General features: G+C 39.7%; 22 protein-coding genes and 1 pseudogene. 9 read left to right on the top strand and 14 right to left on the bottom strand.

Annotated elements, in window-relative coordinates:
• Positions 1 to 48: 48 nt before the first annotated feature.
• From pgk to B0184_RS00135, 5 genes are all read right to left on the bottom strand, one after another.
• Positions 49 to 1224 (bottom strand): phosphoglycerate kinase, encoded by a 1176-nt coding sequence (gene pgk, locus B0184_RS00115; RefSeq protein WP_005708302.1) that lies wholly within the window; start codon positions 1222 to 1224, stop codon positions 49 to 51.
• Between the two features lie 203 nt (positions 1225 to 1427).
• Positions 1428 to 1865 (bottom strand): ribosomal protein S18-alanine N-acetyltransferase, encoded by a 438-nt coding sequence (rimI, locus tag B0184_RS00120; protein WP_005708284.1) that lies wholly within the window; start codon positions 1863 to 1865, stop codon positions 1428 to 1430.
• Between the two features lie 91 nt (positions 1866 to 1956).
• Entirely contained in the window at positions 1957 to 2901 is a 945-nt protein-coding gene (arcC, locus tag B0184_RS00125; RefSeq protein ID WP_005708317.1) for a carbamate kinase, read from the bottom strand.
• Between the two features lie 11 nt (positions 2902 to 2912).
• Entirely contained in the window at positions 2913 to 3917 is a 1005-nt protein-coding gene (locus tag B0184_RS00130; protein ID WP_005708293.1) for an ornithine carbamoyltransferase, read from the bottom strand.
• A gap of 285 nt (positions 3918 to 4202) precedes the next feature.
• Positions 4203 to 4619, bottom strand: coding sequence for a DoxX family protein (locus tag B0184_RS00135; RefSeq protein ID WP_005708288.1), 417 nt, complete (start codon positions 4617 to 4619; stop codon positions 4203 to 4205).
• Positions 4620 to 4769: 150 nt separating this feature from the next.
• On the opposite strand from B0184_RS00135, the pseudogene B0184_RS00140 reads away from it, so the two are divergent.
• Positions 4770 to 5642 (top strand): annotated as a pseudogene (locus tag B0184_RS00140) (LysR family transcriptional regulator).
• On the opposite strand, the gene B0184_RS00145 reads toward B0184_RS00140, so the two are convergent.
• Both B0184_RS00145 and mobA read right to left on the bottom strand, forming a co-directional pair.
• Positions 5639 to 6322: a DNA utilization protein GntX gene (locus tag B0184_RS00145; protein ID WP_039851153.1), complete on the bottom strand. Its 684-nt coding sequence runs from the start codon at positions 6320 to 6322 to the stop codon at positions 5639 to 5641. The pseudogene B0184_RS00140 and the gene B0184_RS00145 sit on opposite strands and share 4 nt — an antisense overlap.
• Before the next feature lie 75 nt (positions 6323 to 6397).
• Positions 6398 to 7495: a molybdenum cofactor guanylyltransferase MobA gene (gene mobA, locus B0184_RS00150; protein ID WP_005708280.1), complete on the bottom strand. Its 1098-nt coding sequence runs from the start codon at positions 7493 to 7495 to the stop codon at positions 6398 to 6400.
• A gap of 84 nt (positions 7496 to 7579) precedes the next feature.
• Here mobA and B0184_RS00155 point away from each other — a divergent pair, with 84 nt between their 5' ends.
• The 4 genes from B0184_RS00155 (at position 7580) to B0184_RS00170 (ending at position 10788) form a co-directional block, all read left to right on the top strand.
• The gene (locus B0184_RS00155) at positions 7580 to 7849 is read left to right on the top strand and encodes a YihD family protein (protein WP_005708312.1); all 270 of its coding nucleotides are present in this window, start codon (positions 7580 to 7582) and stop codon (positions 7847 to 7849) included.
• A gap of 41 nt (positions 7850 to 7890) precedes the next feature.
• Complete coding sequence (gene dsbA, locus B0184_RS00160; RefSeq protein ID WP_005708294.1) at positions 7891 to 8529, top strand: thiol:disulfide interchange protein DsbA; 639 nt, start codon at positions 7891 to 7893, stop codon at positions 8527 to 8529.
• A gap of 71 nt (positions 8530 to 8600) precedes the next feature.
• On the top strand, positions 8601 to 10040 hold the full coding sequence (locus B0184_RS00165; RefSeq protein ID WP_005708296.1) for a surface lipoprotein assembly modifier: 1440 nt from the start codon (positions 8601 to 8603) through the stop codon (positions 10038 to 10040).
• A 10-nt stretch (positions 10041 to 10050) separates the two neighbouring features.
• On the top strand, positions 10051 to 10788 hold the full coding sequence (locus tag B0184_RS00170; protein WP_005708310.1) for an ABC transporter ATP-binding protein: 738 nt from the start codon (positions 10051 to 10053) through the stop codon (positions 10786 to 10788).
• A 110-nt stretch (positions 10789 to 10898) separates the two neighbouring features.
• Here the strand turns inward: B0184_RS00170 and metG are convergent, their stop codons facing one another.
• Positions 10899 to 12956 (bottom strand): methionine--tRNA ligase, encoded by a 2058-nt coding sequence (gene metG, locus B0184_RS00175; RefSeq protein ID WP_005708320.1) that lies wholly within the window; start codon positions 12954 to 12956, stop codon positions 10899 to 10901.
• A gap of 344 nt (positions 12957 to 13300) precedes the next feature.
• On the opposite strand from metG, the gene adhE reads away from it, so the two are divergent.
• Together adhE and B0184_RS10775 are read left to right on the top strand one after the other, a co-directional pair.
• Complete coding sequence (gene adhE, locus B0184_RS00180) at positions 13301 to 15916, top strand: bifunctional acetaldehyde-CoA/alcohol dehydrogenase (protein ID WP_005708291.1); 2616 nt, start codon at positions 13301 to 13303, stop codon at positions 15914 to 15916.
• Between the two features lie 719 nt (positions 15917 to 16635).
• Entirely contained in the window at positions 16636 to 17922 is a 1287-nt protein-coding gene (locus tag B0184_RS10775; RefSeq protein WP_232609932.1) for a YadA C-terminal domain-containing protein, read from the top strand.
• A gap of 181 nt (positions 17923 to 18103) precedes the next feature.
• On the opposite strand, the gene adk is transcribed toward B0184_RS10775, so the two are convergent.
• Genes adk through B0184_RS00200 form a run of 3 tightly spaced genes read right to left on the bottom strand, consistent with a single transcriptional unit; the run spans position 18104 to position 20350 of the window.
• Positions 18104 to 18748, bottom strand: coding sequence for an adenylate kinase (gene adk, locus B0184_RS00190; RefSeq protein WP_005709021.1), 645 nt, complete (start codon positions 18746 to 18748; stop codon positions 18104 to 18106).
• Positions 18749 to 18804: 56 nt separating this feature from the next.
• On the bottom strand, positions 18805 to 19401 hold the full coding sequence (locus B0184_RS00195) for an aminotransferase class IV family protein (protein ID WP_005708995.1): 597 nt from the start codon (positions 19399 to 19401) through the stop codon (positions 18805 to 18807).
• Positions 19379 to 20350 carry an aminodeoxychorismate synthase component I gene (locus B0184_RS00200; RefSeq protein WP_005709005.1) on the bottom strand — a complete coding sequence of 324 codons (972 nt, stop codon included), beginning with the start codon at positions 20348 to 20350 and terminating at the stop codon, positions 19379 to 19381. The genes B0184_RS00195 and B0184_RS00200 overlap by 23 nt, the downstream gene beginning before the upstream one ends.
• Before the next feature lie 385 nt (positions 20351 to 20735).
• On the opposite strand from B0184_RS00200, the gene B0184_RS00205 reads away from it, so the two are divergent.
• Together B0184_RS00205 and yjjG are read left to right on the top strand one after the other, a co-directional pair.
• On the top strand, positions 20736 to 21623 hold the full coding sequence (locus tag B0184_RS00205) for a transcriptional regulator GcvA (RefSeq protein ID WP_005709015.1): 888 nt from the start codon (positions 20736 to 20738) through the stop codon (positions 21621 to 21623).
• An 8-nt stretch (positions 21624 to 21631) separates the two neighbouring features.
• Positions 21632 to 22306: a pyrimidine 5'-nucleotidase gene (yjjG, locus tag B0184_RS00210; RefSeq protein ID WP_005709007.1), complete on the top strand. Its 675-nt coding sequence runs from the start codon at positions 21632 to 21634 to the stop codon at positions 22304 to 22306.
• A 54-nt stretch (positions 22307 to 22360) separates the two neighbouring features.
• Here the strand turns inward: yjjG and dnaQ are convergent, their stop codons facing one another.
• The 3 genes from dnaQ to recA are packed head-to-tail and all read right to left on the bottom strand — an operon-like array spanning position 22361 to position 24865.
• Complete coding sequence (gene dnaQ, locus B0184_RS00215; protein ID WP_005708998.1) at positions 22361 to 23125, bottom strand: DNA polymerase III subunit epsilon; 765 nt, start codon at positions 23123 to 23125, stop codon at positions 22361 to 22363.
• 6 nt (positions 23126 to 23131) lie between these two features.
• A complete protein-coding gene (recX, locus tag B0184_RS00220) occupies positions 23132 to 23632 on the bottom strand; it encodes a recombination regulator RecX (protein ID WP_050855471.1) in 501 nt (166 codons plus the stop codon).
• A 57-nt stretch (positions 23633 to 23689) separates the two neighbouring features.
• Complete coding sequence (gene recA, locus B0184_RS00225) at positions 23690 to 24865, bottom strand: recombinase RecA (protein WP_005709016.1); 1176 nt, start codon at positions 24863 to 24865, stop codon at positions 23690 to 23692.
• Positions 24866 to 24972: the final 107 nt, after the last annotated feature.

The following is a 24972-nucleotide window of genomic DNA, read 5'->3' on the forward strand; positions in this document are numbered from 1 at the left end:
GATTTTTGATCCCCACTCTTTAGCAAAGAAGGGAGATTAAATTAGAAATTAACCTTTCGCACGTTGTTCTAAAATTTCAACCGCTGGTAATACTTTACCTTCAACGAATTCTAAAAACGCACCACCACCAGTTGAGATGTAAGAGATTTTATCTGCAATACCGAACATATCAATTGCTGCTAAAGTGTCACCGCCACCAGCGATAGAGAATGCACCGTTTGCAGTTGCATCAACGATTGCTTGAGCTACAATTTCTGTCCCTTTACGGAAGTTAGGGAACTCAAATACGCCCACTGGACCATTCCAAAGAATAGTTTTCGCACTGCGGATAATGGCTGCTAATTCTTCTGCTGATTTATCACCGATGTCGAAGATTGACTCATTTTCAGCCACTTCATTTACCGCTTTTTCAACTGCAAATGCAGTTTCAGAGAATTCTGTACCTACACGCACATCAACTGGCACTGGAATATTCGTTGCTTTTGATAAGCTCTGTGCTTCAGGGATTAAATCTGCTTCGTATAAAGATTTACCTACATTGTGACCTTCAGCCGCAATGAAAGTATTTGCGATACCGCCACCCACAATAAGTTGATCAGCGACTTTTGATAAACTGTCTAAAACAGTTAATTTGGTAGAAACTTTTGAACCACCTACAATTGCCAACATTGGACGTTGTGGTTCTTTTAATGCTTTGCCTAATGCGTCTAATTCAGCCGCTAATAATGGACCTGCACAAGCAACCGGTGCAAATTGTGCTACGCCGTGAGTTGAAGCTTGAGCACGATGGGCCGAGCCGAATGCGTCCATTACAAATACGTCACAAAGTGCTGCGTATTTTTTAGATAATTCTTCTTCGTTTTTCTTCTCACCTTTGTTCACGCGTACGTTTTCTAAAACAACGATTTCGCCGTCTTTTACATCCACGCCATCTAAGTAGTCGCGCACTAAACGTACTGGCACACCTAAATCTGATGCATTTAAGTAATCAACGACAGGTTGTAGAGAATCTTTCTCTTCAAACACGCCTTCAGTTGGACGCCCTAAGTGTGAAGTTACCATCACTTTAGCACCTTTTTCTAACGCTAATTTTAATGTAGGGATAGTTGCACGAATACGTGCATCTGAAGTAACTTTGCCCTCTTTAACTGGAACGTTTAAATCCGCACGGATAAATACGCGTTTACCTGCTAAATCAAGGTCTGCCATTTTGATAACTGACATAGTGAGTTCCTCTTTTTAATCAAATTTTAAAATATAAAAACGGCTTGATTATACCATTTTTTGATTAGATTTTATGAATATAGATCAAATAATGCTTTATTTTCTTCGATAAAAGAAAATAATTTGACTACTCAACTCGTAAAATATTTTACTTTTTCGACTGCTTGAATAGAAAATTGTTCTTACGTTATACGCCAAATTAGTTATAAATACAACGCCATTACGATGGCATGTTCTTTTTTTCCATCAGGTAAAGGGTAATAATGCTTGCGAACGGTGACTTCGTTAAAGCCTAGCTGGGTATAAAGCTGTTGAGCTTTAATGTTGGATTCCCGTACCTCAAGCCAAAGCGTTAGCACGCCTTTCTGGCTTAGTTCTGTAATTAAACCTTGCAACAACGCCTTGCCATAGCCTTTGCCTTGCTCTGCGGGATCGACTGCAATATTAAATAGCGTAGCTTCATCCAACACGACATTGCAAATAGCAAAGCCGACGATTTTGCCTTGTTCAAGCAATTTTAGGTTTAAATAACGCTCACCTTGGTTATTCAACAACGTGCCTTTTGACCACGGCACAAGATGTGCTTTCTGTTCTATTTCGAATAGACGGTCGAAGTCAGTTTCGATAATATGTTCAATCATAATCTTTTTTCTATAAAAAATAAGCGGTTAAATTTTATGTAAATTTTGCAAAATCTACAATAAATTCAACCGCTTTATGAACGCTTAACGATTAGTAAAACTCTACGCCTTCAACACACTTTGTCACGCGCGTTCCCGCTTTGCCAGCTACAATATCTTGAATTTGAGCAAGTGAGCCAATCGCCGCATCTTTGCCTGTCGCTTTAACGAAGTTGATTACTGCCTGTACCTTTGGTCCCATTGAACCTGGGGCGAACTCGGAAGCCAAGGCTTCGAGTGCTTCTGGGCTGCCTTTAGCGATTTTGCGTTGGGTCGGTTTTTGGAAATCAACACAAGCGGCATCCACATCAGTGGCAATAATAAATAAATCAGCATCCAAGTTTTCTGAAATCACCGCCGTCGCTAAATCTTTATCTACCACCGCTTCCACGCCTTGTAATTCGCCTTTTTCATTGCGGAAACTTGGCACACCACCACCTCCGCCACAAATCACGATTTGATCTTGTGCAAGTAATGCTTTCACCGCTTCAATGCCAGTAACGCCGACAGGTTTCGGACTTGGTACAGCACGGCGGAAATATTGTCCGTCAGCCATCACTGTCCAGCTTTTTTCCGCGGCTAATTTTTCCGCTTCCGCTAGACTATACACCTGGCCAATCGGTTTACTTGGTTTAGCAAATGCAGGATCGTGTTTATCGACAATCACTTGAGTCACCAAGGTTTGCGTTGGGTGTTCAGGAATTAGGTTGGTTAATTCTTGTTGTAACATATAACCAATCATTCCCACAGTTTGTGAAACCAAAATATCTAACGGATACGGTTCAATTTTCGCATCTTGAGCGTGATAAGCTGCGTGTTGTAAGGCAAGTAAACCGACCTGTGGACCATTCCCATGTGAAATTACAAGTTCATTATTAGGTTTGATTTTAGCAAGCTGTTCTGCTGCAACGCGAATATTCGCCGCTTGGTTTTGTGCCGTCATCGGCTCGCCACGCTTTAATAATGCATTGCCACCGAGTGCTACTACGATTTTCATTTTTCTTCCCCTTACGCCAAACTCGCCACCATCACCGCTTTAATTGTATGCATACGGTTTTCTGCTTGTTCGAATGCCACATTTGCTGGTGATTCAAACACATCTTCTGTTACTTCAATACCATTTGCCAAAGCGGGGTATTTTTCTGCAATTTGCTTACCAATTTTGGTTTCGCTATTGTGGAACGCAGGCAAGCAGTGCATAAATTTTACTTTCGGGTTGCCCGTACGTTTCATCAACTCAGGGGTCACTTGATAAGGCATCAACATATCAATACGTTTTCCCCACGTTTCTAACGGCTCACCCATTGAAACCCACACATCAGTATGCACGAAATCCACACCTTTCACTGCTGTATCAATATCGTCGGTTACCGTAATTCGAGCGCCCGATTCTGCCGCAAATTTTTGACACATTTCAACCAGCGAATCTTCTGGTAACAATGCTTTTGGTGCACAGATACGCACATCCATCCCGAGTTTCGCCCCAATTAACAAGAGTGAATTCCCCACATTGTTACGTGCATCACCGATATAGACGTAGCTAATTTGGCTCAATGGTTTTTCGCAGTTTTCAATCATTGTTAGCACATCGGCAAGCATTTGTGTTGGGTGGAATTCATCAGTTAAGCCATTGAATACTGGTACGCCCGCATATTCTGCTAACTCATTGACAACTGATTGTTTAAAGCCACGATATTCAATCGCATCATACATTCTACCCAATACGCGAGCGGTATCTTTCATCGATTCTTTATGCCCAATTTGTGAAGAGGTTGGGTCAATATAGGTTACGTGTGCACCTTGATCGTAAGCTGCCACCTCAAATGCACAGCGAGTACGGGTGGAGGTTTTCTCAAAAATTAACGCAATATTTTTACCTTTTAAACGAGGCTGCTCTGTGCCAGCATATTTCGCACGTTTTAAATCGCGTGATAAATCTAACAAATACTTAATTTCACGTTCGGTGTGGTTTACTAAACTGAGTAAATGTCTGTTTTTGAGATTAAATGCCATAATGTGTACTCCTACTGTTGTGAGTTGAAAAATTAAGCTATTCTAGCAAAGCAAACGGTTGCCTTCAAATAACACTTTCTTATAAAGAAATTTTAATATTGAAAAATTATGCATTTATTTTTCATTTTTATTCACTTTAATACAAGAGGAATTTTAATGAAATTATAAAGAAAGGAAGAGTTTATTTTTTACTCTCTCATCTTGTGAGGAAACAGGAGAAGTTGAGAACGAAGAAACGTATAAAAAAACGCTCCCTTTCAGAAGCGTCTGTTTATTACAAGCGGTCTATTTATTCGCTAATTTTGCATCTAATGATAGAGAACCTGCACCTTTCACTAAGAAAAGTAAGAATGCCATACAATACATAATTGCTATTTCGCCTTTGTTTGATAACGGATCTAATACCGTTTCTGGTGTCATATGCATAAAGAAATATGCATATGCCATTTGACCTGCTAACAAGAATGAAATGGGGCGAGTGAATAAGCCTAATGCTAATAATAAGCCGCCGCCGATTTCTAAGATACCGCCTAACCCATACATTGAGAACAGAGGAACACTACCGTTTCCTCCTGTCATTGAGAAGGGAAACTCAAAGAATTTCGCTGTACCGTGTAATAAGAACATATAGCCGATAACCACTCGTGCTAATAAAAATACTACTGGGCTAAGTTTTTCGAATTTTTCAAATGCTTGATTCATCATTTTTCCTATCTAAAGTTAAAGAAATGTAATAAAAATATGGCGTACATTGTAATTGAATCTTTCTGCTTGATCATTCCGCTTTTTCTAAATAAACTTTTTAGCTCAGCTTAATAATATAAAATACGTAAGATGAATGATTTTAAAGCGATGTCAGTTTTTGTGACCGTGATTGAACAAGGTTCAATGCAAGCTGCAGCAGAAAAGTTGGCGATGACCCCATCTGCAATTACCCAGTCGATCCAAAAGCTAGAACAGCAACTCAAAATTAAATTATTAAATCGCACCACCCGCAAAATATCGCTTACAGAAGCAGGTGAAGCCTTTTATCAACATGCCAGCCAAATGCAGAAAAGTGCTGAAAATGCGATGAAAAGCGTCGAGCTGTTGCGATCTTCTCCAACAGGTACGCTCAGAATTTCTTGCCCTTCAGGTTTAACCCGTTCTCCGTTTATTCAAGCCTTAAAATTAATTCTGGAAGAACATGCTGATTTCAATATGGAGCTTTCATTTAAAGATGAAGCTGTCGATTTAATTGAAGAAAGAATAGACATTGCTTTACGTATTGGTACGCGTGCATTGGGAGACAATATGATTGCTCGCCATATTTATGATGTGAAATTGGCAATCGTGGCACATAAAGATTACCTCAAAAAGCATTTTTTGCCGTAAACGCCTGATGAGCTGTATCAATTGGATTGGATTTATTTTGCTTCGCTTGATCCCGACTATTTACAATTTTCTAGCCCTTTAGGCAAAGCTCATATTAAACCTAACTATCGTATTAAAACCAATACACTTTTGGCAAGCCGAGACTTAACGCTGCAAGGCTTAGGAATTTCCATTCAGCCTATCCTTGAGATAGAAAAAGAGCTTGCTGATGGCACGTTGGTACAACTTCTGCCCGAATGGGAATTGCCGAAGAATCCGATGTATTTAGTGACACTTCAGCGGGTGCAGTCGGAAAAAGTGAGAATAGCGGTGGAAGCGATTGTAGATTATTTTGAGAGGTTGAAAAGCTAGGCTCTTGCCAACGTCCAAACTTGGACTTCTTTCACGCCTGTACGTTTAACCTCGCGACAAATCGCATTAAGCGTTGAGCCTGTGGTCACAACATCATCCACGATTGCAATTCGCTCGTAAAAAGTGCCCGCTTGTGGCTTAAAACAAAAGGCGTTTTTCAGGTTCAAACGCCGTTCTTGTGCAGTTAATTCACGCTGTGAAGCAGTATGCCGAATACGGCTAAGGCTTTGCGTATCAAGTGGAATATCCAACCATTGAGAAAGATGCCGAGCAATCAACTCCGATTGATTATAGCCTCGCCGCCAATGGCGCTGCCAAAAAAGTGGCACGGGCAAAATGGCCTCTGGGAGAGCCAAACCATGCTCCCGTTGAGCCTGTTTTACGGCTAATAACAACAGCCTTGCTAACGGTTGATCCAACCAATATTGCTGATGAAATTTAAAGCGATGAATCCAATCTGTAAGCGGTTTTTTATAGACAGAAATTTGCACCATTCGCTGCCATTTTGGCTCATTTTGCAGACATTCGCCGCAAGATAGTGCATTTTCCGCCAACAAGCCACCACAATGCCCGCAATAAGGCGAACGTGCTAAAAGCTTGACGCATCGGCTACAAAAGCCATGATGCACTATCGCCAACGGCTTATCACAATGAAAACAGCGGAAATCTAATCTATTCATACATCCTCCGCTATTTACTCTACCAAATTGGCAAAAATGATTTTTCGAGCGCGTTCGAAAAATGAGGAAATATTTTTATTTTAACCAGCTTTTCACAAACTCTGCCACTTCATCCACATCATTGATATCCAATCGATTTTCCCGTTCAATCGGGTAATCGGTGGCGGTGGCAATCGTCCATTTATCAAGCTCTGGCAATGGCTTTTCAATCCCTTTTCGATGAAGCTGGATTTTTGGCAAAGCTTCATGCTTAAACCCTTCCACCAGCACCAAATCAACCTCCTTGAAATTGGCAATAATTTGCTGAAAATTGACCGCTTGTTCGGGCGTTTCTATCATCAATGCCCAACGCTCATCGCACGCAATCGCTGTTGGATTCGCTCCAGCCAAACGCAAACGGTGGCTATCTTTGCCTTTTTTATCCACATCAATATTGTGATGAGAATGCTTGATTAAACCCACTTTGAGGTTGCAAGCGGTCAATTTTGGAATTAGTTTTTCCAACAGCGTGGTTTTGCCCGTGCCGCTGTAGCCTGTAATGGCAAGCACAGCAGGTTTGGTACGAGGCATTTCAGCTGTTGCCAATTCTTCTAAGGTATTAAAATTCCGAAACGCTTCTTTCTGCTCGGAAAAATCTACCGCAACGCTTTTTTGTTGTTGGAAGAATTGGTATAAGCGACGTTCGCCCATTTGCAGGTAATCATTCAGTGCTTTTGCGACATTGCGATGAATTAACGCAAAAGTCGGGTGCGGCCGTTCGCCATCGTGGGCGTAAGCAATCTCTGCTTGGTTGATTTGTAATGCAGTAAGCAGTTTTTGTAATAAATTGCTTGGTAAGAACGGTGAGTCGCATGGCACGAACAGCAAATAGTCGCTTTCAATGTTGCGTAATCCTGTAAGCATGCCACTTAATGCACCTTGGAAATCAGGGATTTCATCTTGATAAAAAGGTAGGTGAGGGAAAAGCTGCTGATATTCCGCCTCCGAGCGGTTGATATTCAAATAAACTTTGCCATTTACTGCTGATAATTGCGGGCTAATACGTTCCAAAATATGTGCGATAAGCGGGCGATGTTGTAGCTTTTGTAAGCCTTTTTCTACGCCATTCATTCGGCGAGCCAAACCGCCTGCGAGAATTACAGCGTGAATTTGAGGTGAAATTTTTTCTGTCATAAATAAGGGCTTTTCTTTGCAAAAAGAGTGCTAAAAGTATATGATCCAAGTCAATTTTCAACAAGATTTTTTAAGGATTTTCCAATGAAATGCAAACGTTTAGAAGAGTTATTAGAGCTATTAGGCGAGCACTGGCGTAAAAATCCAGATTTACACTTAATGGATATTTTACAACAGCTTTCGGTAGAAGTAGGTGAGCCAGATAACTACCCAGCGTTACGCGATGAGGTGTTGATTTATCAATTAAAAATGCGTAATGCTGATAAACACGAGCCCATCCCCGGATTAAAAAAAGATTACGAAGATGATTTCAAAACTGCATTATTACGTGCTCGCGGAATTTTAAAAGACTAATGTGGTCGAACGGAAACCATTATTTTTACAAGGAACACAAAATGAAAAAAATGTTATTAAAGACCACATTCATTGCACTTTCTGCACTTTTCGCGGTAAATTCAACCGCTTTCGCAGCAAATCCTGTTGAAGGCAAAGAGTACACTACCGTTCGCCAAGCCCCTTCTGCACAAAAAGAAGTGTTAGAATTTTTCTCATTCTACTGCCCACACTGCTACGATTTTGAATTGAATTACAAAATCCCTGCACAAATCAAAGCAAATCTGCCTGAAGGCACAAAATTAGTACAATATCACGTCAATTTCTTAGGACGTCAATCTGAAAACTTAACGCGTGCGTGGGCATTTGCTATGGCTCAAGGTGTGGAAGATAAAGTGAAAACTGCATTATTTGAAGGTGCTCAAAAAGATGCATTTAAGTCAATGGACGACATCAAGGCGGTATTCGTGGCAAATGGCGTGAGTGCAGCAGATTTCGATAACGGCATTAACAGCTTCGTGGTAAATGGCTTGGTAAACAAACAAGTTCAAGCAGCAGAAGAGTTTAAAATTCGTGGCGTACCCGCTTTCTTTGTAAACGAGCAATATGAAATCAATTTAAGCGGTTTCTCAGATTCAACTTCAACCAATGATTTCATCAAACGTTATGTTGATGCAGTCACTTTCTTAATTAAAAAATAAATCTGAAATATGATCATAAGGGGCGTTTGCCCCTTTTTTGCAATATTTCCCTAAGATATAAAGAGAGAAAAATGAAATTTTCCCCCGCTGTTTTATTTGCAATTTTGGGCATCAATCTGACCGCTTTAGCACAAGCTGAAGTAGCCCAGCCTAAAAATGATCTGACCGAACATTTTCAAGTTGCTCAGCCGAAAATAAAGAGTGCTCCTGTTCCTGAACAAACTGAGAAATCTGGCACTGTGTCGATGACCAAAGAAGAGTTGGCTCAGCACCCCGATTTAATTGTGCGCGGGTTAATTCCAGCTGTGTTGCAAAACAACGAACAAGCGGTTGAATTATTACTGCCGATGTACAAAAACTTGCCGAATCAAGATCCATTCTTGCGTGACTGGGCAGAGGCGATTTCTGCTAAATCACAGGGCAATTTTGCGGATGCTGTAGCACGCTATCGTTCTCTTTTTGCACAAAAATCAGATATTCCTGCCTTGCGTTATCAACTCGCTCAAGCCCTTTTTTTAAATAACAATAATGAGGCGGCTAAAGATCAATTCCAAAAATTGCGTGCAGAAAATTTATCGCCCGATTCAGTTGCAATTATCGACCAATATTTGACCGCTTTAAATAAACGCGATCAGTGGAAATTTAGCGGTGGAATGAGCTTCCTTAATGAAACTAACATCAATAACGCACCGAAAGCGGGTACAAAAGTAGGCAGTTGGGAAGCCTGGAAAAAAGAGAGTGCACAAGGTTTTTCTTACTACTTCAATACTGAGAAAAAATGGTCGTTACCAAATCAATTTTTCACCAAAATGGAACTGAATGCTTCGGGTAAATATTATTGGAATAACAAAAAATATAATGAACTCAATGTACGTGCAGGTGCAGGCTTAGGATATCAAACTGCACGTTTTGAAATTGCCCTCACTCCATTTACCGAAAAACGTTGGTATGCGGGTGGTTCATCCGGTAGTGAATCGCTTAAACAATATTCAAAAAACTCAGGCGTTCAGCTTGAAAGCAGTTACTGGTTGAATGAAAAATGGCAACTTTCAAGCGTGTTGGAATATGGCGAACAGCGTTATGATTGGCGTAAGCACTTAAACGGCAACAACTATTTGTGGTCAAACACGCTCTTATATGTACCAAAAAGCGGGCAATATTGGTTTGTTGGCGTAGATTACAACCGAGAAAATACCCGCGATAAAGACAACGCTTACCAACGCACCACTGCTCGTTTAGGCTGGGGGCAAGAGTGGGGCTGGGGCATCTCAAGCCGTGTTTCCCTTTCTTATGCGAAACGGACTTATCAGGCTCATCCTGCGCCCGATTTAATCGGTAAAATACAAAAAAATGATGAATATTCAACTGCTTTAACCTTTTGGCATCGTGATTTACACTTCTTTGGTGTGACGCCAAAAGTGACTTGGCAATATCAGAAAGTAAGCAGTAACCACCCGTTTTATAGCTATGACAAAAATCGGGTTTATTTTGAGATGAGTAAAACGTTCTAGGGTTGATGCGATGTTAAAGATAGAGAATCTTTCTCAGCCTTACGGACTAAAAAAGATAACCTGCTCTTTTCCTGAAGGAAAGTTGATCGGCATTATGGGAGCGAATGGTGCAGGCAAATCGACCTTGCTTAAAACGATAGCGGGTATTTTACCCATTACAAGCGGTGAAGTTTGGCTCAAAAATACCCAATTGAGCCAAATGAATGCTCTTCAGAGAAGTCAGCAAATAGCTTATTTGGCTCAAAATACCAATATTCATTGGGATCTTTGTGTTTATGATGTAATTGCACTAGGTTTAGAGGTGCCGCATTCTTTTACTAAAGGGCAGTCACTCATTTATCGCATTGCACAAAAATTTTCTGTTGAGCATCTGTTAGATAAATCATTTCAGAAACTTTCGGGCGGCGAAAAAGCACGAGTGCAGCTCGCCCGCTGTTGTATAAAAAACGCCCCATTGTTACTTGTGGATGAACCGATCGCTCCGCTCGATCCTTATTACCAAATCGATATTATGGAGCAACTAAAATCCCTTACGCCAAATCAAACTTGTGTAGTTGCCATTCATCACTTATCGCTTGCCTATCAATTTTGTGATGAAATTATTTTGCTTAATAAAGGCAGAATTATTGCAAGTGGCGAAACACAAGCGGTTTTAAATGCAGAAAATTTAGCAGTTGCGTTTAATGTGAAAGCAGAATTTGATACAGAGAAAAGAGAGATTCTGGGGATAAGAAAATTAGAGAAGTAATAGTAAAAAAGCTAAGTCTCGTAAATTACAAGACCTAGCTCTTATATTGAAAATGCTTTTGGGATTAGATCATAACAACTATTTTCTATTTCCCACCATCTCTCAAAAACCTATTTCACCTGCATACCAGGGCGAACACCTTCATCGCCTGAAAGTAAGAATAGATCCGCACCGCCAGTGCCTGCCGATAAAATCATCCCTTCTGATACGCCGAATTTCATTTTGCGAGGGGCAAGGTTCGCGACCATAATTACAAAACGCCCGTTCAGCTCTTCAGGGTTGTTGTAGGCAGCTTTAATACCTGACAACACTTGGCGTTGATGGTCGCCTAAGTCTAATTGGAATTTTAACAATTTATTCGACTCTGGAACGGCTTCGCAGCTGATCACTTTCGCTACGCGTAAGTCTAATTTCGCGAAATCATCAATGGTGATTTCTGGAGCAATCGGTTCGATTGCAGAATTTTCTTGATTTTCCACCGCTTGTTTTCCTTTTTTCGGTTCATTTTTAGTTTGTTCGGCAAAAAGCTGTTTCGTTTCTTCAATCACCGCATCAATCTGTTTTTTCTCAAGACGAGAGAACAATGATTTAAATGGTGAAACTGTTTTGCCTAATAATGGTTGGGCAATGGTTTCCCAGCTTAATTCTGTTTGTAAGAACGCTTCAGCACGTTCTGCAAGCTGTGGTAAAACGGGTTTTAAATAACTCATTAACACACGGAATAATTCAATACCCATTGAACAAACGGTTTGTAATTCCGCTTCTAGACCTTCTTCTTTAGCAATAACCCAAGGTGCTTTGTCATCAACATATTTGTTTGCGCGGTCAGCTAAATCCATAATTAAACGAATTGCTTTATTATATTCACGTGCTTCAAAATGTGCTGCAACTTGCTCTGATTGTGCAACAAATTCTGCGAAAAGCACTTCATCTTCAAGTTTATCCGCTAATTTTCCTTCAAAACGTTTTGCAATAAAACTTGCATTACGAGAAGCTAAGTTCACTAATTTGTTTACGATGTCGCTATTCACACGCTGTACAAAATCTTCAAGGCTTAAGTCTAAATCTTCAATACGCTCGTTTAATTTCGCCGCATAATAGTAACGTAAACATTCTGGATCGATATGTTTTAAATAGGTGCTAGCTTGAATAAAGGTTCCACGGGATTTCGACATTTTCACGCCATCCACAGTCACATAACCGTGAGCAAACACATTGGTTGGTTTACGTTGTTCGCAGCCATCTAACATCGCCGGCCAAAATAGGCTATGGAAGTAAACAATATCTTTACCGATAAAATGATAAAGCTCTGTTGTTGAATCTTTTTTCCAGAACTCGTTGTAGTCAATGCCTGTGCGATCGCAAAGATTTTTGAATGATGCCATGTAGCCAATAGGTGCATCTAACCACACATAAAAGAATTTGTTGTCTGCATCTGGAATTGGGAAACCAAAGTAAGGCGCATCACGGCTGATGTCCCATTGTTGTAATCCGCTTTCAAACCACTCTTGCATTTTGTTGGCAATTTCAGGTTGAAGTGAACCAGAACGTGTCCATTCTTTCAGCATACTTTCAAAACTTGGTAAATCGAAGAAGAAATGTTCTGATTCTTTCACAATAGGGGTTGCGCCTGAAACGGCTGAACGTGGATTGATAAGATCCATCGGGCTATAAGTAGATGCACAGACTTCACAGTTATCACCATATTGATCTTCTGCTTTACATTTCGGGCAAGTCCCTTTTACAAAGCGATCTGGCAAGAACATCTCTTTTTCTGGGTCGAAAAGCTGTGAAATCACACGACTTTTAATAAAACCGTTCTCTTTCAGCTTTAAATACATTGCAGTCGTAATTTCACGGTTTTCTTCGCTGTGGGTCGAGTGGTAGTTATCAAAACTGATATTAAAGCCTTTAAAATCGGCAACGTGATCGGTTTTCGCTTTTTCAATCAATTGCTCAGGGGTAATACCTTGTTTTGCTGCATTAAGCATAATCGGTGTGCCGTGTGCATCATCTGCACAAACAAAATGCACTTCGTTGCCACGCATACGTTGGAAACGCACCCAAATATCCGCTTGAATATGCTCAAGCATATGACCTAAGTGAATCGCCCCATTCGCATAAGGCAGGGCACAAGTGACCAACATTTTTCGTTTTTGATTTGACATTGTTCTTCTCATAAATCTAGTAAAAAATCGTGGGGATTGTAGCTCAAAAAGGGCGTTTTTTCTAGGTGGAAGAAGGAATAAGCGGTCTTTTTTCTGTAAAAGTTTACGAAATTACGACCGCTTGAAAATGTCAGTTAGCATGCTGAATTGCTCGTTTGCTTTTCCTAAAAGTTATCTAATTGTAAATTTTTAGTTTCAGTTTTTTTACCACTTGAAACCTTCTTGATTAAGATCAAAAATACCTCTTGTGAGTGAGTAAATTTAGGTGCAAATCTTTTACAGTTGGATAATAATTTCATCAGTTAAAGAATTTTAGATTTTTAATTTTTAGAGGAAACCAAACTATGGCTAAAGCAACTCAAACTGCTCAACCTTATGATGCTCAAGCGGAAGTGAATGCACTTGTTGAAAAAGGCTTGAAAGCCCTTGATGAGTTCCGTCATTTAAACCAAGAGCAAGTGGATTACATTGTCGCAAAAGCGTCTGTAGCGGCATTAGATAAACACGGTGTGTTGGCAATGCACGCATATGAAGAAACGGGTCGTGGCGTATTCGAAGATAAAGCCACCAAAAACCTGTTTGCCTGTGAATATGTCGTGAACAATATGCGTCACTTAAAAACAGCTGGAGTGATCAGTGAAGACGATGTAACAGGTATCACTGAAATTGCTGACCCAGTCGGCGTTATCTGCGGTATCACACCAACCACCAACCCAACTTCAACCACTATCTTCAAAGCGTTAATCGCCCTTAAAACACGTAACCCAATCGTTTTTGCTTTCCACCCGTCTGCTCAACAATCTTCAGCTCATGCGGCACAAGTTGTACGTGATGCGGCTGTCGCTGCGGGTGCACCAGAAAACTGCGTGCAATGGATTACCGTTCCATCTATGGAAGGCACTTCTGCGTTAATGAAACACCCTGGCATTGCAACGATTCTTGCAACTGGCGGTAATGCAATGGTAGAAGCGGCTTACTCTTGCGGCAAACCAGCATTAGGCGTGGGGGCAGGTAACGTGCCAGCTTATGTGGAAAAAACCGCAAAACTGAAACAAGCGGTCTACGACATTGTGATGTCAAAATCATTCGATAACGGTATGATTTGTGCTTCTGAACAGGCTGCAATTGTCGATAAAGAAATCTATGCGGATTTCATCAAAGAGATGCAATCTTACGGCGTTTATTTGGTGAATAAAAAAGAGAAAGCCTTGCTTGAAAAATTCATTTTCGGCGTGGATAAAGCTCACGATGAAAACTGTGCTGGTGCAAAATTAAATGCGGCTGTGGTGGGTAAACCAGCAGCGTGGATTGCTGAACAAGCAGGCTTTACCGTTCCACCAAAAACCAACATTCTTTTAGCAGAATGTGCTTTCGTGGGAGAGGGCGAACCGCTTACTCGTGAAAAACTTTCTCCTGTGCTTGCGTTATTAAAATCTAACAGCACAGAACAAGGCTTGGAATTAGCGGAAGCGATGGTGAACTTCCACGGTTTAGGTCACTCTGCGGCAATTCACACGCAAAATGCAGAATTAGCAAAAACTTTCGGCGAACGCGTTAAAGCGATTCGTGTAATTTGGAACTCACCATCAACATTTGGTGGTATCGGTGATGTGTATAACTCCTTCCTGCCTTCATTAACGCTTGGTTGTGGTTCTTACGGTAAAAACTCCGTGGGCAACAACGTGAGTGCAGTGAACTTAATTAACATCAAACGTGTAGGCAGACGGAGAAATAATATGCAATGGTTTAAAGTGCCATCAAAAATCTACTTTGAGCGTGACTCAATTCAATACCTTAAATCCATGAGCGATGTTCACAAAGTGATGATCGTAACCGACCGTTCAATGGTAGATTTAGGCTTTGTGGATCGTATTACCGAACAATTACGCCTACGCCGTAACAAAGTGATGATCCAGCTTTTCACTGATGTAGAACCAAACCCAAGCCTACAAACCGTACAACGCGGTACAGAATTGATGCGTAGCTTCCAACCTGACACCATCATCGCATTAGGTGGTGGCTCACCAATGGATGCAGCGAAAATTATGTGGTTATTCTATGAACAACCAGAAGTAGATTTCCGCGATTTAGTGCAAAAATTTATGGATATTCGCAAACGTGCGTTCAAATTTCCACAATTAGGTCGCAAAGCGAAATTCGTGGGCATTCCAACCACATCAGGCACAGGTTCTGAAGTGACTCCATTTGCGGTAATTACGGATGGCGACATTAAATATCCATTAGCGGACTACTCATTAACCCCAACAATCGCGATTGTTGACCCAGCATTAGTGATGTCTGTGCCTTCACACGTTGCGGCAGATACAGGTTTAGACGTATTAACTCACGCAACAGAGGCTTACACGTCGATTCTTGCGAACGACTATACCGATGGCTTAGCCTTACAAGCGATTAAATTAGTTTTCGAAAACCTTGAAAAATCGGTGAAAGAGTTTGACGAAACCGCACGTGAAAAAATGCACAACGCTTCAACAATGGCAGGTATGGCTTTCGCCAATGCGTTCTTGGGTATCTGTCACTCAATGGCACACAAAATCGGCGGTAAATTCCACACCATTCACGGCCGTACCAATGCGATTTTACTGCCGCACGTAATCCGCTACAACGGCACACGCCCAACCAAAGTGGCAACCTGGCCGAAATATACCAACTATGTAGCAGATATTCGTTTCCAAGATATTGCACGTATGCTTGGCTTACCAGCTTCAACTCCAGAAGAAGCCGTGGAATCTTATGCAAAAGCGGTGCACGACTTGGCAGTGCGTTGTGGCGTGAAAATGTCCTTACGTGACCAAGGTGTCGATGAAAAAGAATTCATCGGTTCATTGCGTGAATTAGCGTTAAACGCATTCGAAGACCAATGTACGCCAGCGAACCCACGCTTAGCGATGATTGAAGATATGGAAGAGTTGATGAAAAAAGCGTATTACGGTGAGTAATCAACACTAATCACATTTGATTAACGAATCCAAGCGGCTAAATTTCTTGAACGTTTTGCAAAAAATTCGAGGAATTTAACCGCTTTTTATTAGACTTTTGCCATTTAAAAAAGATTAATGCTCTAGCATATTTTTACTTAAAATTGTGATCTAGATCACAATTTTATGCTTGAATTGTATCTCTGATAAGCTCATAATTTTTATGAGCAAATCACTCAAATTTTTTACTACCTTACATAAGGACTATATTATGAAATTTAAAACGTACTGCAATAGCATTATTTGTAGGTGGTGTTATTTCAACTTATGCATCTGCAGATGGGCAACTTGATGCTGCATTTGGGACTATTAAAACTGCGATTGAAACAAACAAAACGGCATTAGAATCTAAAGCAGATAAAGCATTAGTAGACGAACTTGACGAAGATGTAGGTAAGCTAGAAGATAAAGTTAATGGTATAGCTGAAACAGCTGCAAATAAAGAGGATTTAGGTAAATTAAATGATGCCGTAGAAACTCTTCGTGATGATGTAAATAATAATACCGATATTCTTAGTCAAAATAGCGAGGATATCGCAGCGAACAAAGAGGCAATTGAAGCGAATAAAACTGCGATTGAAACAAACAAAGCTGCCATTGATGAAATTAAAAATCTTCAAGGTTACGACTCTTTAACTAAAGTAGAAAACATTGTTAGCAATAAAGCAGATCAAGATTATGTGGAAGGTTTAGAGCGTGACGTTAAAGCTAATACTCAAGATATTAAAGAGTTATCAGAAGGTATTAGAGATAATATCTTACCAGCAATTGAAGCAAACCGTACAGACATTGATGCAAATAAAGCAGATGTTGATACATTGAAAAATAAAGTAGCTGGAGCAGCTGCTGCTGTTGACTTGCTTACTCAAAATATTGCGTTAAACAAAACTAATATAGAGTCTAAAGCAGATCAAGATTATGTAGAAGGTTTAGAGCGTGACGTTAAAGCTAATACTCAAGATATTAAAGAGTTATCAGAAGGTATTAGAGATAATATCTTACCAGCAATTGAAGCAAACCGTACAGACATTGATGCAAATAAAGCAGATGTTGATACATTGAAAAATAGAGCAGATGGAGCAGCTGCTGCTGTTAACTTGCTTGCTCAAAATATTGGCTTAAATAAAACCAACATAGAGAAAAAAGCAGATAAAGCAGATGTAGATGCTTTGAAAAATAGAGTAGATGGAGCGGCGGCAGCAGCTAATTTACTTGCTCAAAATATTGGCTTAAATAAAACCAACATAGAGAAAAAAGCAGATAAAACAGATGTAGATGCAAATAAAGCAGCGATTGGTGATCTAGCAACAGTAATTGATGAAGCAGTCACAAATCTAGACGGAGTAGTAAATGATTTACATGGAGATTTATCAGTAACCAAACATACTGTAGCAGAAAATCGTAAGGACATTGACAAAAACGCTTCACGTATTACAAATACTCGTAATAAACAAGTTCTTCAAAATGCTCGTTTAGATAATCACAGTAATAGAATTGGTGTGAATGAAGCTGCAATCGCAACTAACAAAGCTGATATTGAAACTAACAAAGCTGATATTGAAACTAACAAAGCTGATATTGCAACTAATAAAGCTGATATTGCAACTAACAAAGCTGATATTGCAACTAACAAAGCTAACATTATCACTAACAGAGCTAACATTGCAGCTAACACAGCGGCAATTGCAACACACAATCAACGCCTTGATCATTTAGATAATAGAGTTAATAAACTTGATAAAGATCTTAAACGTGGTCTTGCTACTCAAGCTGCTTTAACAGGTTTATTCCAACCATATACTGTAGGTAAAGCAAACTTTACGGCTGCTGTTGGTGGTTATAAATCTCAAACTGCGGTTGCTATTGGTACAGGTTACCGTTATAACAAGCATGTTGCAACTAAAGCAGGTATCGCATTTACTCAAGGCGGTGCTGCTTATAATGTTGGTGTGAATTTTGAATGGTAATAGATAACGAAGTTTATCTAATGACTTAAAATCAATACCTGTTTTTGAATGATTTCAGAAACAGGTATTTTTTATCAGCCCTGTGCCGTAAAACTCCGTCCTTCAGGGCAGAGATATAAGGCACAGGGCTGAAAAAAAAGCATAGTAAATGGTTTTACTATGCCCCAAATGTAAGATTAAATTAGCCTAAAATCTTCGCTAATTCGGCACTCACTTCTTCAACTGGTTTTGTACCATCTAAACGTTCATAGCGGGTGTTACCTGCTTCGGCTTCAGCGGTGTAGTAAGCGATAAGTGGTTTGGTTTGTTTGTGGTAAATCGCTAAACGCTCTAACACGGTTTCAGCTTTGTCATCTGGACGAATGATTAAATCTTCGCCAGTTACATCATCTTTACCTTCCACTTTTGGTGGGTTGTAAACCACGTGGTAAGTACGGCCAGATGGTTGGTGTACACGGCGACCGCTCATACGTTCTACGATCACTTCATCAGCCACATCAAACTCTAATACTAAGTCGATTTTAACGCCTGATTCTTTTAATGCGTCTGCCTGTGGAATGGTGCGTGGGAAGCCATCTAATAAGAAACCATTTGCGCAATCTGGTTGGGCAATGCGGTCTTTCACTAATGCAACGGTTAATTCATCTGGTACTAATTTACCTTCGTCCATCAACGCTTTGGCTTGTTTGCCAAGCTCTGTGCCTTCTTTGATTGCAGCACGGAACATATCGCCTGTTGAGATTTGTGGGATACCAAATTTGTTCATAATAAACTGTGCTTGCGTGCCTTTGCCTGCACCTGGTGCACCTAAAAGAATAATTTTCATAAAAACCTCTTTGTGATTAAAAACCTCTCTATTTTATAAGGGAATGGCGTATTAGTCTATAAAGTAATATGCTGAGTAGATATCGCTCGGCTCTCGTCAAATGGGTTCATAGCGTTAATCATCATCACTTTTTCATATTGATGAATTTCATCGGTGTAGATCTCTTTTAATTGAACTCGATTTTCACTTAATAATCGGCTTAATTGTGTACCTTTTAAAAGATAATTTTTCGGGCCATACCAAATTCCATCTTTAAAAAAAATCAGATTACCAATTCGGCAATCAGTAACCTTTTTATCTTGAATAATAACTGCCTCATCTTTTGTCATCTTTATATCTTCAAATATTGTTCTGTTAGTATATTTGAAAGTATAATCTAAGTTATCCAAATAAACACATTGATAGTTTCTTATTTCTCTTCTTTGGTAAACCGAAAAAATAATATTAAGATCTTGTTGATTATAATCAATTCGGCATTTTATCAATCCATTCTGATATTCTGTTGGCACCTGTATAATTTCTTCTAAATTAAATACCGACGTTTTCTGAAATAATTTCTCTATCGTATTATCCATTCTTGCCTGATGGAAAGCTAAATTTTGCGGAATGCCATCTATAATCGCAATGGTTTCAAACACAGGAAATAGGGACATACACTTTCTCCAAAATTTCTTTATACTCTTCTTCTAGGCTACTTTGTGAAGTAATGCCACCGCCGCTGCGGAATTGCATTTCACCTTGCTCGTTCTTTTCAATGTAGCGAATTGCCACCGCACTTTCTAAACTTTCGCCATCAAAATAACCAAAAATACCCGTGTAGTAGCCTCGTTTTTCACCTTCGGCTTGTTGAATAATCTGCATAGTTTTCTCTTTAGGAGCACCGCTAATAGAACCAGCGGGCAAGAGCTTACTCAAAAGTGAGCCTATTTCTATCTGCCAATTTTCATCTAATTCGCCACAAATTTCAGAACTCGTTTGATAAATTGCCCCACGGTGGGTTTCAATTCTTTCAACATAGCGATATTTTGTCACTTGAATATTTTGGGAAACAATAGCTAAATCATTTCGAATTAAATCAACAATGGTGTTATGTTCTTCAAATTCTTTTTTTGAATCTAATAATCTTTGTTTTGCATTTTCTTCACTTGCATTAATTGTGCCTTTCATTGGGTAAGAATAGATTTTATTATCTTTAATATGAATAAAAGTTTCAGGCGAAAAGCAGACAAATTTATCTTGATAGAGTAATTTATATTTTGCTTTGCTTTTAATAAAAATCTCTTTAAGCGAATAATTTGTTTGAATTTGGGTAGGAAAGGCAAGATTTAATAAATAACTATTACCTTTTTGAATTTCATTTTTTACCAATTCAAAGGCAGTTTGATAGCGGTCGAATTTTAATGGTCTTCTGCTAAATTCAAATTGCTTATTAAAATCAGAGAATGAAACGTTATTGCAGGTCGGAAATTGAAAAAATATTTGATGTGAGGAGCATTCTGCTAATGGCAGCAAAACGGGCTGCTTTTGTTCAAAATCAATCAAGAAGAAAAACGGTTTTCTGGCTGAACTAAAGGCATTAGCTTGTTTAATAAAGGATTGCATAGATAAAACCTAAATTGATACCATAAAAAAAGCCCCTCAAAGTGAGGGGCATAAAACCAAAAGGGTTTAAAAAATATACAGGAAGTGAAATGAGTAAAAATCAAAGGTTTTTACTCTAGTCTAGTTTCCTAGACCAATATGCAAACACAACATCATACTTAAAATTAGAAATAGTAAAATTACTATCACTATCCGTCTAAGTACGGCAAGGATTATAGAGATATCGGAGCAGTTAAACAAGCGAGAAATTTTTATTTAGACTATTAGAAAAAATAATGCAATAATAGCAGGGATAATAAAGAAACGCTATTTCATTAGGAATAGCAAAAACGAGCTTGATTATGCGCCTTTATAAGTGGCGTTTCAAGCTGAAAAAGGAAATTTTATGAATAAAAAACTCCCACCACTCAATGCGTTAAAAGCCTTTGAAGCGGCAGCGCGCCACCTTAACTTTACAAAAGCAGCGGAAGATCTTTTTGTAACTCAAGCTGCAGTGAGCCATCAAATTAAAATTTTGGAAGATTTTTTAGGCGTGAAACTCTTTCATCGTAAAAATCGTTTACTTGAACTTACTGAAGTAGGTTCGCAATATTTTGCTGAAATTCAACCGCTTTTAGAGAAAATCGCGATAGCAACGGAAAAGGTCAAACTTAAAACTGCTCGCCAAATTTTGGCAATCAGCACCACGCCTTCATTTGGTATGCACTGGCTTGTACCACGTTTAAATGATTTCCACCAACGCTATCCAGATATTGAAGTGCGTTTAACCACCATGCCACAAGATGAAGGCTTATTCGGCAAAGATACCGATGTTGCGATTTATTACGGCAACGGTAATTGGAACAATTTGGAAGCGATTGAGCTGGTAAAAGCGCGCATTATGCTGCTCGCTTCGCCCGAATATTTGAAAGATAACCCAATTGAAAGACCAGAAGATCTAGCGGGTAAAAACTTGATCCACGTTTGCTCTTCCACCAAATGGAAACAGATGGTAGAGCATCTCAAGCTAGAGATGGACATCGAAACAGGCCCGATGTTCGGTACAACCTCAATGGGCATCCAAGCAGCAAAACATGGACAGGGCGTCGTGGTCGCAAACCGAATGCTTGCTCAAGATGAGATCGAAGAAGGTTCGGTGGTTGAGCCGTTAATGACCAATGTTTACGATGAAAAAGCATTCTACGTGGTTTATCCTCCACAAATGGCGGAAAGTACCAAAGTGAAATGCTTTGTCGATTGGATTACTGAAGAGATTAAAAATAGCTATAAATAAGGAAAATAATGAGATATAACTGGGTTCTTTTTGACGCGGATGAAACACTCTTTTCGTTCAATTCCTACTTAGGCTTAACTGCAATGCTCAAGCGTTATGGCATTGATTTTACACGTGAAGATTATGATGCTTTTCAAGCGGTCAATAAATTGCTTTGGGTTGCATACCAAAATAATGAGATCACCGCAGAAGATATTCAAATGCGTCGTTTTGCCAAATTAGCTGAGCAAACAGGCGTGCACCAAATTCAGCTTAATCAGGAATTGATGGCAGAAATGGCAAAAGTCAGCAAGCCGCTTGATGGCGTGATGGAAATGCTGGAAGCTCTTTATCCTGAAGTTAAAATGGGCATTATTACCAACGGTTTTACCGAACTACAACAGCAACGTTTGCAAAACACCCAAACCAAAAAATTCTTCGAAATTGTCGTAGTTTCCGAACAAATTGGCGTGGCAAAACCAGACCGAAAAGTGTTTGATTATGCCTTTTCGCAAATGGATGAACTAGATAAAACCAAGATTCTTATGGTGGGCGATACCCTCGCTTCTGACATTCTAGGCGGCTACAATTCCGGCATTGATACTTGCTGGTTTAATCACGCGAATCTTGTAAATGACACAAAAATCCAACCAACTTATGAGATTAAAGATATTCTTGAGTTGGTGGGGATTGTGAAAGGGTAAATTCCAAGCATATAAAAAATGGCTTAGTACTTTAAGTTCTAAGCCATTTTTAGTTTACTGTATGCTTTCCGTTTCCATTCGTTTCAGCCAAATGCAATTCTCTTTTGACTTTTTATTGATCAACGCTATAAAAGCCTCGTGGGCTTCAAGCTCAGAAGAGGTGGCTTGGAAAACAATAGTTCCGCTGGAATCCACGTCTTCTCTTGCAATTTCTTCTTGAGATTCAACCGCTTGTACGTTCTCTTCTGTTTCATCTGCTAGCAAGGCAATTTGACCGCCTGTCATCATTAGGAAGACATCAGCCAGAATTTCCGCATCCAGTAATGCCCCGTGGAGGACACGCTTGCTATTGTCGATGCCTAAGCGATCGCAAAGTGCATCCAAGTTGTTTCGTTTACCTGGGTACATTTTACGAGCCATTGCAAGGCTGTCGGTAACAGTGCACATCTCAGCTGTTTTTGGTGGCGGATTTTTCAAGAATGAAAATTCATGATCTATAAAGCCCACGTCGAAGGGCGCATTATGAATAACAAGTTCTGCACCTTTAATAAAATCCACGAACTCGTGAGCAATTTCGGCAAAAGAGGGCTTATCTTGCAAGAACTCGTTAGTAATGCCGTGAACTTTAATCGCCTCTTCTTCAACTTCGCGAGGAGGCTTGATATAAACGTGATAGGTTCGCCCTGTTAAGCGGCGATTGATGACCTCAACCGCCCCAATTTCGATAATATTGTGCCCAATGTGCGGTGCACCGTTAAAGTTCATCCCCGTGGTTTCGGTATCTAGCACCACTTGTCTGTGTATTTCTTGTTCTTGCATTATTCTTTATTCATCGAATTCATCATCGTTGTCATTATAATCTATTTCCATCAAATGACTAAAATGATCCTGATAAAATCCACGGCTGACCATAAATCGCCACATTTTCTGCTTTGCTTTGATGTCCCAAACACGTGGGCATTTTCGCTCAAAAACTCGCTCGGCAATTTCATAAAAATCAATCTCTTCTTCGGCTTCGTCCATCGCAGCTGCAATTAAGCATTCTGGCACGCCCTTCATTTTCAGTTCTTGCTTTAAGCGACGCGGTCCAATTCCTTGTTGGGAACGATAACGAATAAAAGAGGTACAAAAACGTTCATCGCTTTGCCAGTTGTGCTCTTGTGCTTTTGTAATAGCTTTATCAATTTCGACCGCTTCATACTCTTTAAGTTTGAGCTTTGAACGGAGCTGCTTCTCGGTGTAATCTCGTTTCGAAAGAAGATAAAGCGTATAGTTTAAAGCACTGTATTTATGTACTTTTTTATCGGTAATTTTTTGTTCTGTCATTATTGATTTGGTATAGAAAAAATGCGACATTTCTGTCGCATTTGCTCATGATTATGATTAAAGCTCTTCTTCGTTGAATTCTTCTTCGATTTCTTCAATATCTTCTAATTCTTCGATATCAGTATCTACTTCTTCAACATCATCTGCACCTTTGCCTTTTTTGCCTTTTTTCGGACTAGGAGCTAATGCAGTGTTTGGATTTTTCATAAATAATTCACGAAGATCTGCTTCAATTTTCGCAGCCACTTCAGGATGCTCAGCTAACCATTTAATTGCATTATTTTTACCTTGACCGATTTTCTCGCCTTCGTAAGAGAACCAAGCACCAGATTTATTGATGAAGCCTTGTTTTTCAGCCAAGATAAGTAATTCATTGGTGCGTGCAATACCTTCGCCATACATAATATCAAAGTTTACTTCACGAAATGGGGGAGCTACTTTATTTTTCACCACTTTTACTTTCGTTTCGCTACCAATGATGTTATCGCCATCTTTCACCACACCTGAACGACGAATATCTAAACGCACAGAAGAATAGAATTTCAACGCATTACCACCTGTCGTGGTTTCTGGGTTACCAAACATCACGCCAATTTTCATACGGATTTGGTTGATGAAGATTACCAAGCAGTTAGTCGCTTTGATGTTAGCCGTTAATTTACGTAATGCTTGAGACATTAAACGAGCTTGTAAACCCATATGTGAATCGCCCATATCGCCTTCAATTTCTGCTTTTGGTGTTAATGCCGCTACAGAGTCCACGATAATCACATCCACTGCGCCAGAACGTACTAATGCATCACAAATTTCTAATGCTTGCTCACCGTTATCTGGCTGAGAAATTAACAAGTCATCAGTATTAACGCCTAATTTTTGTGCATAAACTGGATCAAGTGCGTGCTCCGCATCAATAAAGGCACAAGTTTTACCCGCTTTTTGTGCTTGAGCAATGGTTGATAACGTTAAGGTTGTTTTACCTGACGATTCTGGCCCGAAGATCTCAACGATACGCCCCATCGGTAAACCGCCAATCCCTAACGCCATATCTAAACCGATCGAACCTGTTGAAACTGCTTCAATATCCAAGTTCTCTGTTTGACCCAATTTCATAATTGAGCCTTTACCAAATTGTTTTTCAATTTGCGCTAATGCCGCTGCAAGGGCTTTCTCACGTTGTACTGGATCTGTCTGTTTTACCACAACGTTTTTATTACTTTTTTTCTCTGCTGCCATGGGTTAATCCTTGTGTCATAAATTAGTTTAAAAATGGCTATATTCTGTTCAATTTTGAACAATTTAACTGGATGCCAGTATAGTGGTTTACTATACAGTTGCAAGTT

This window comes from Haemophilus paraphrohaemolyticus, assembly GCF_002015045.1.
Classification (GTDB): Bacteria; Pseudomonadota; Gammaproteobacteria; order Enterobacterales; family Pasteurellaceae; genus Haemophilus_A; species Haemophilus_A paraphrohaemolyticus.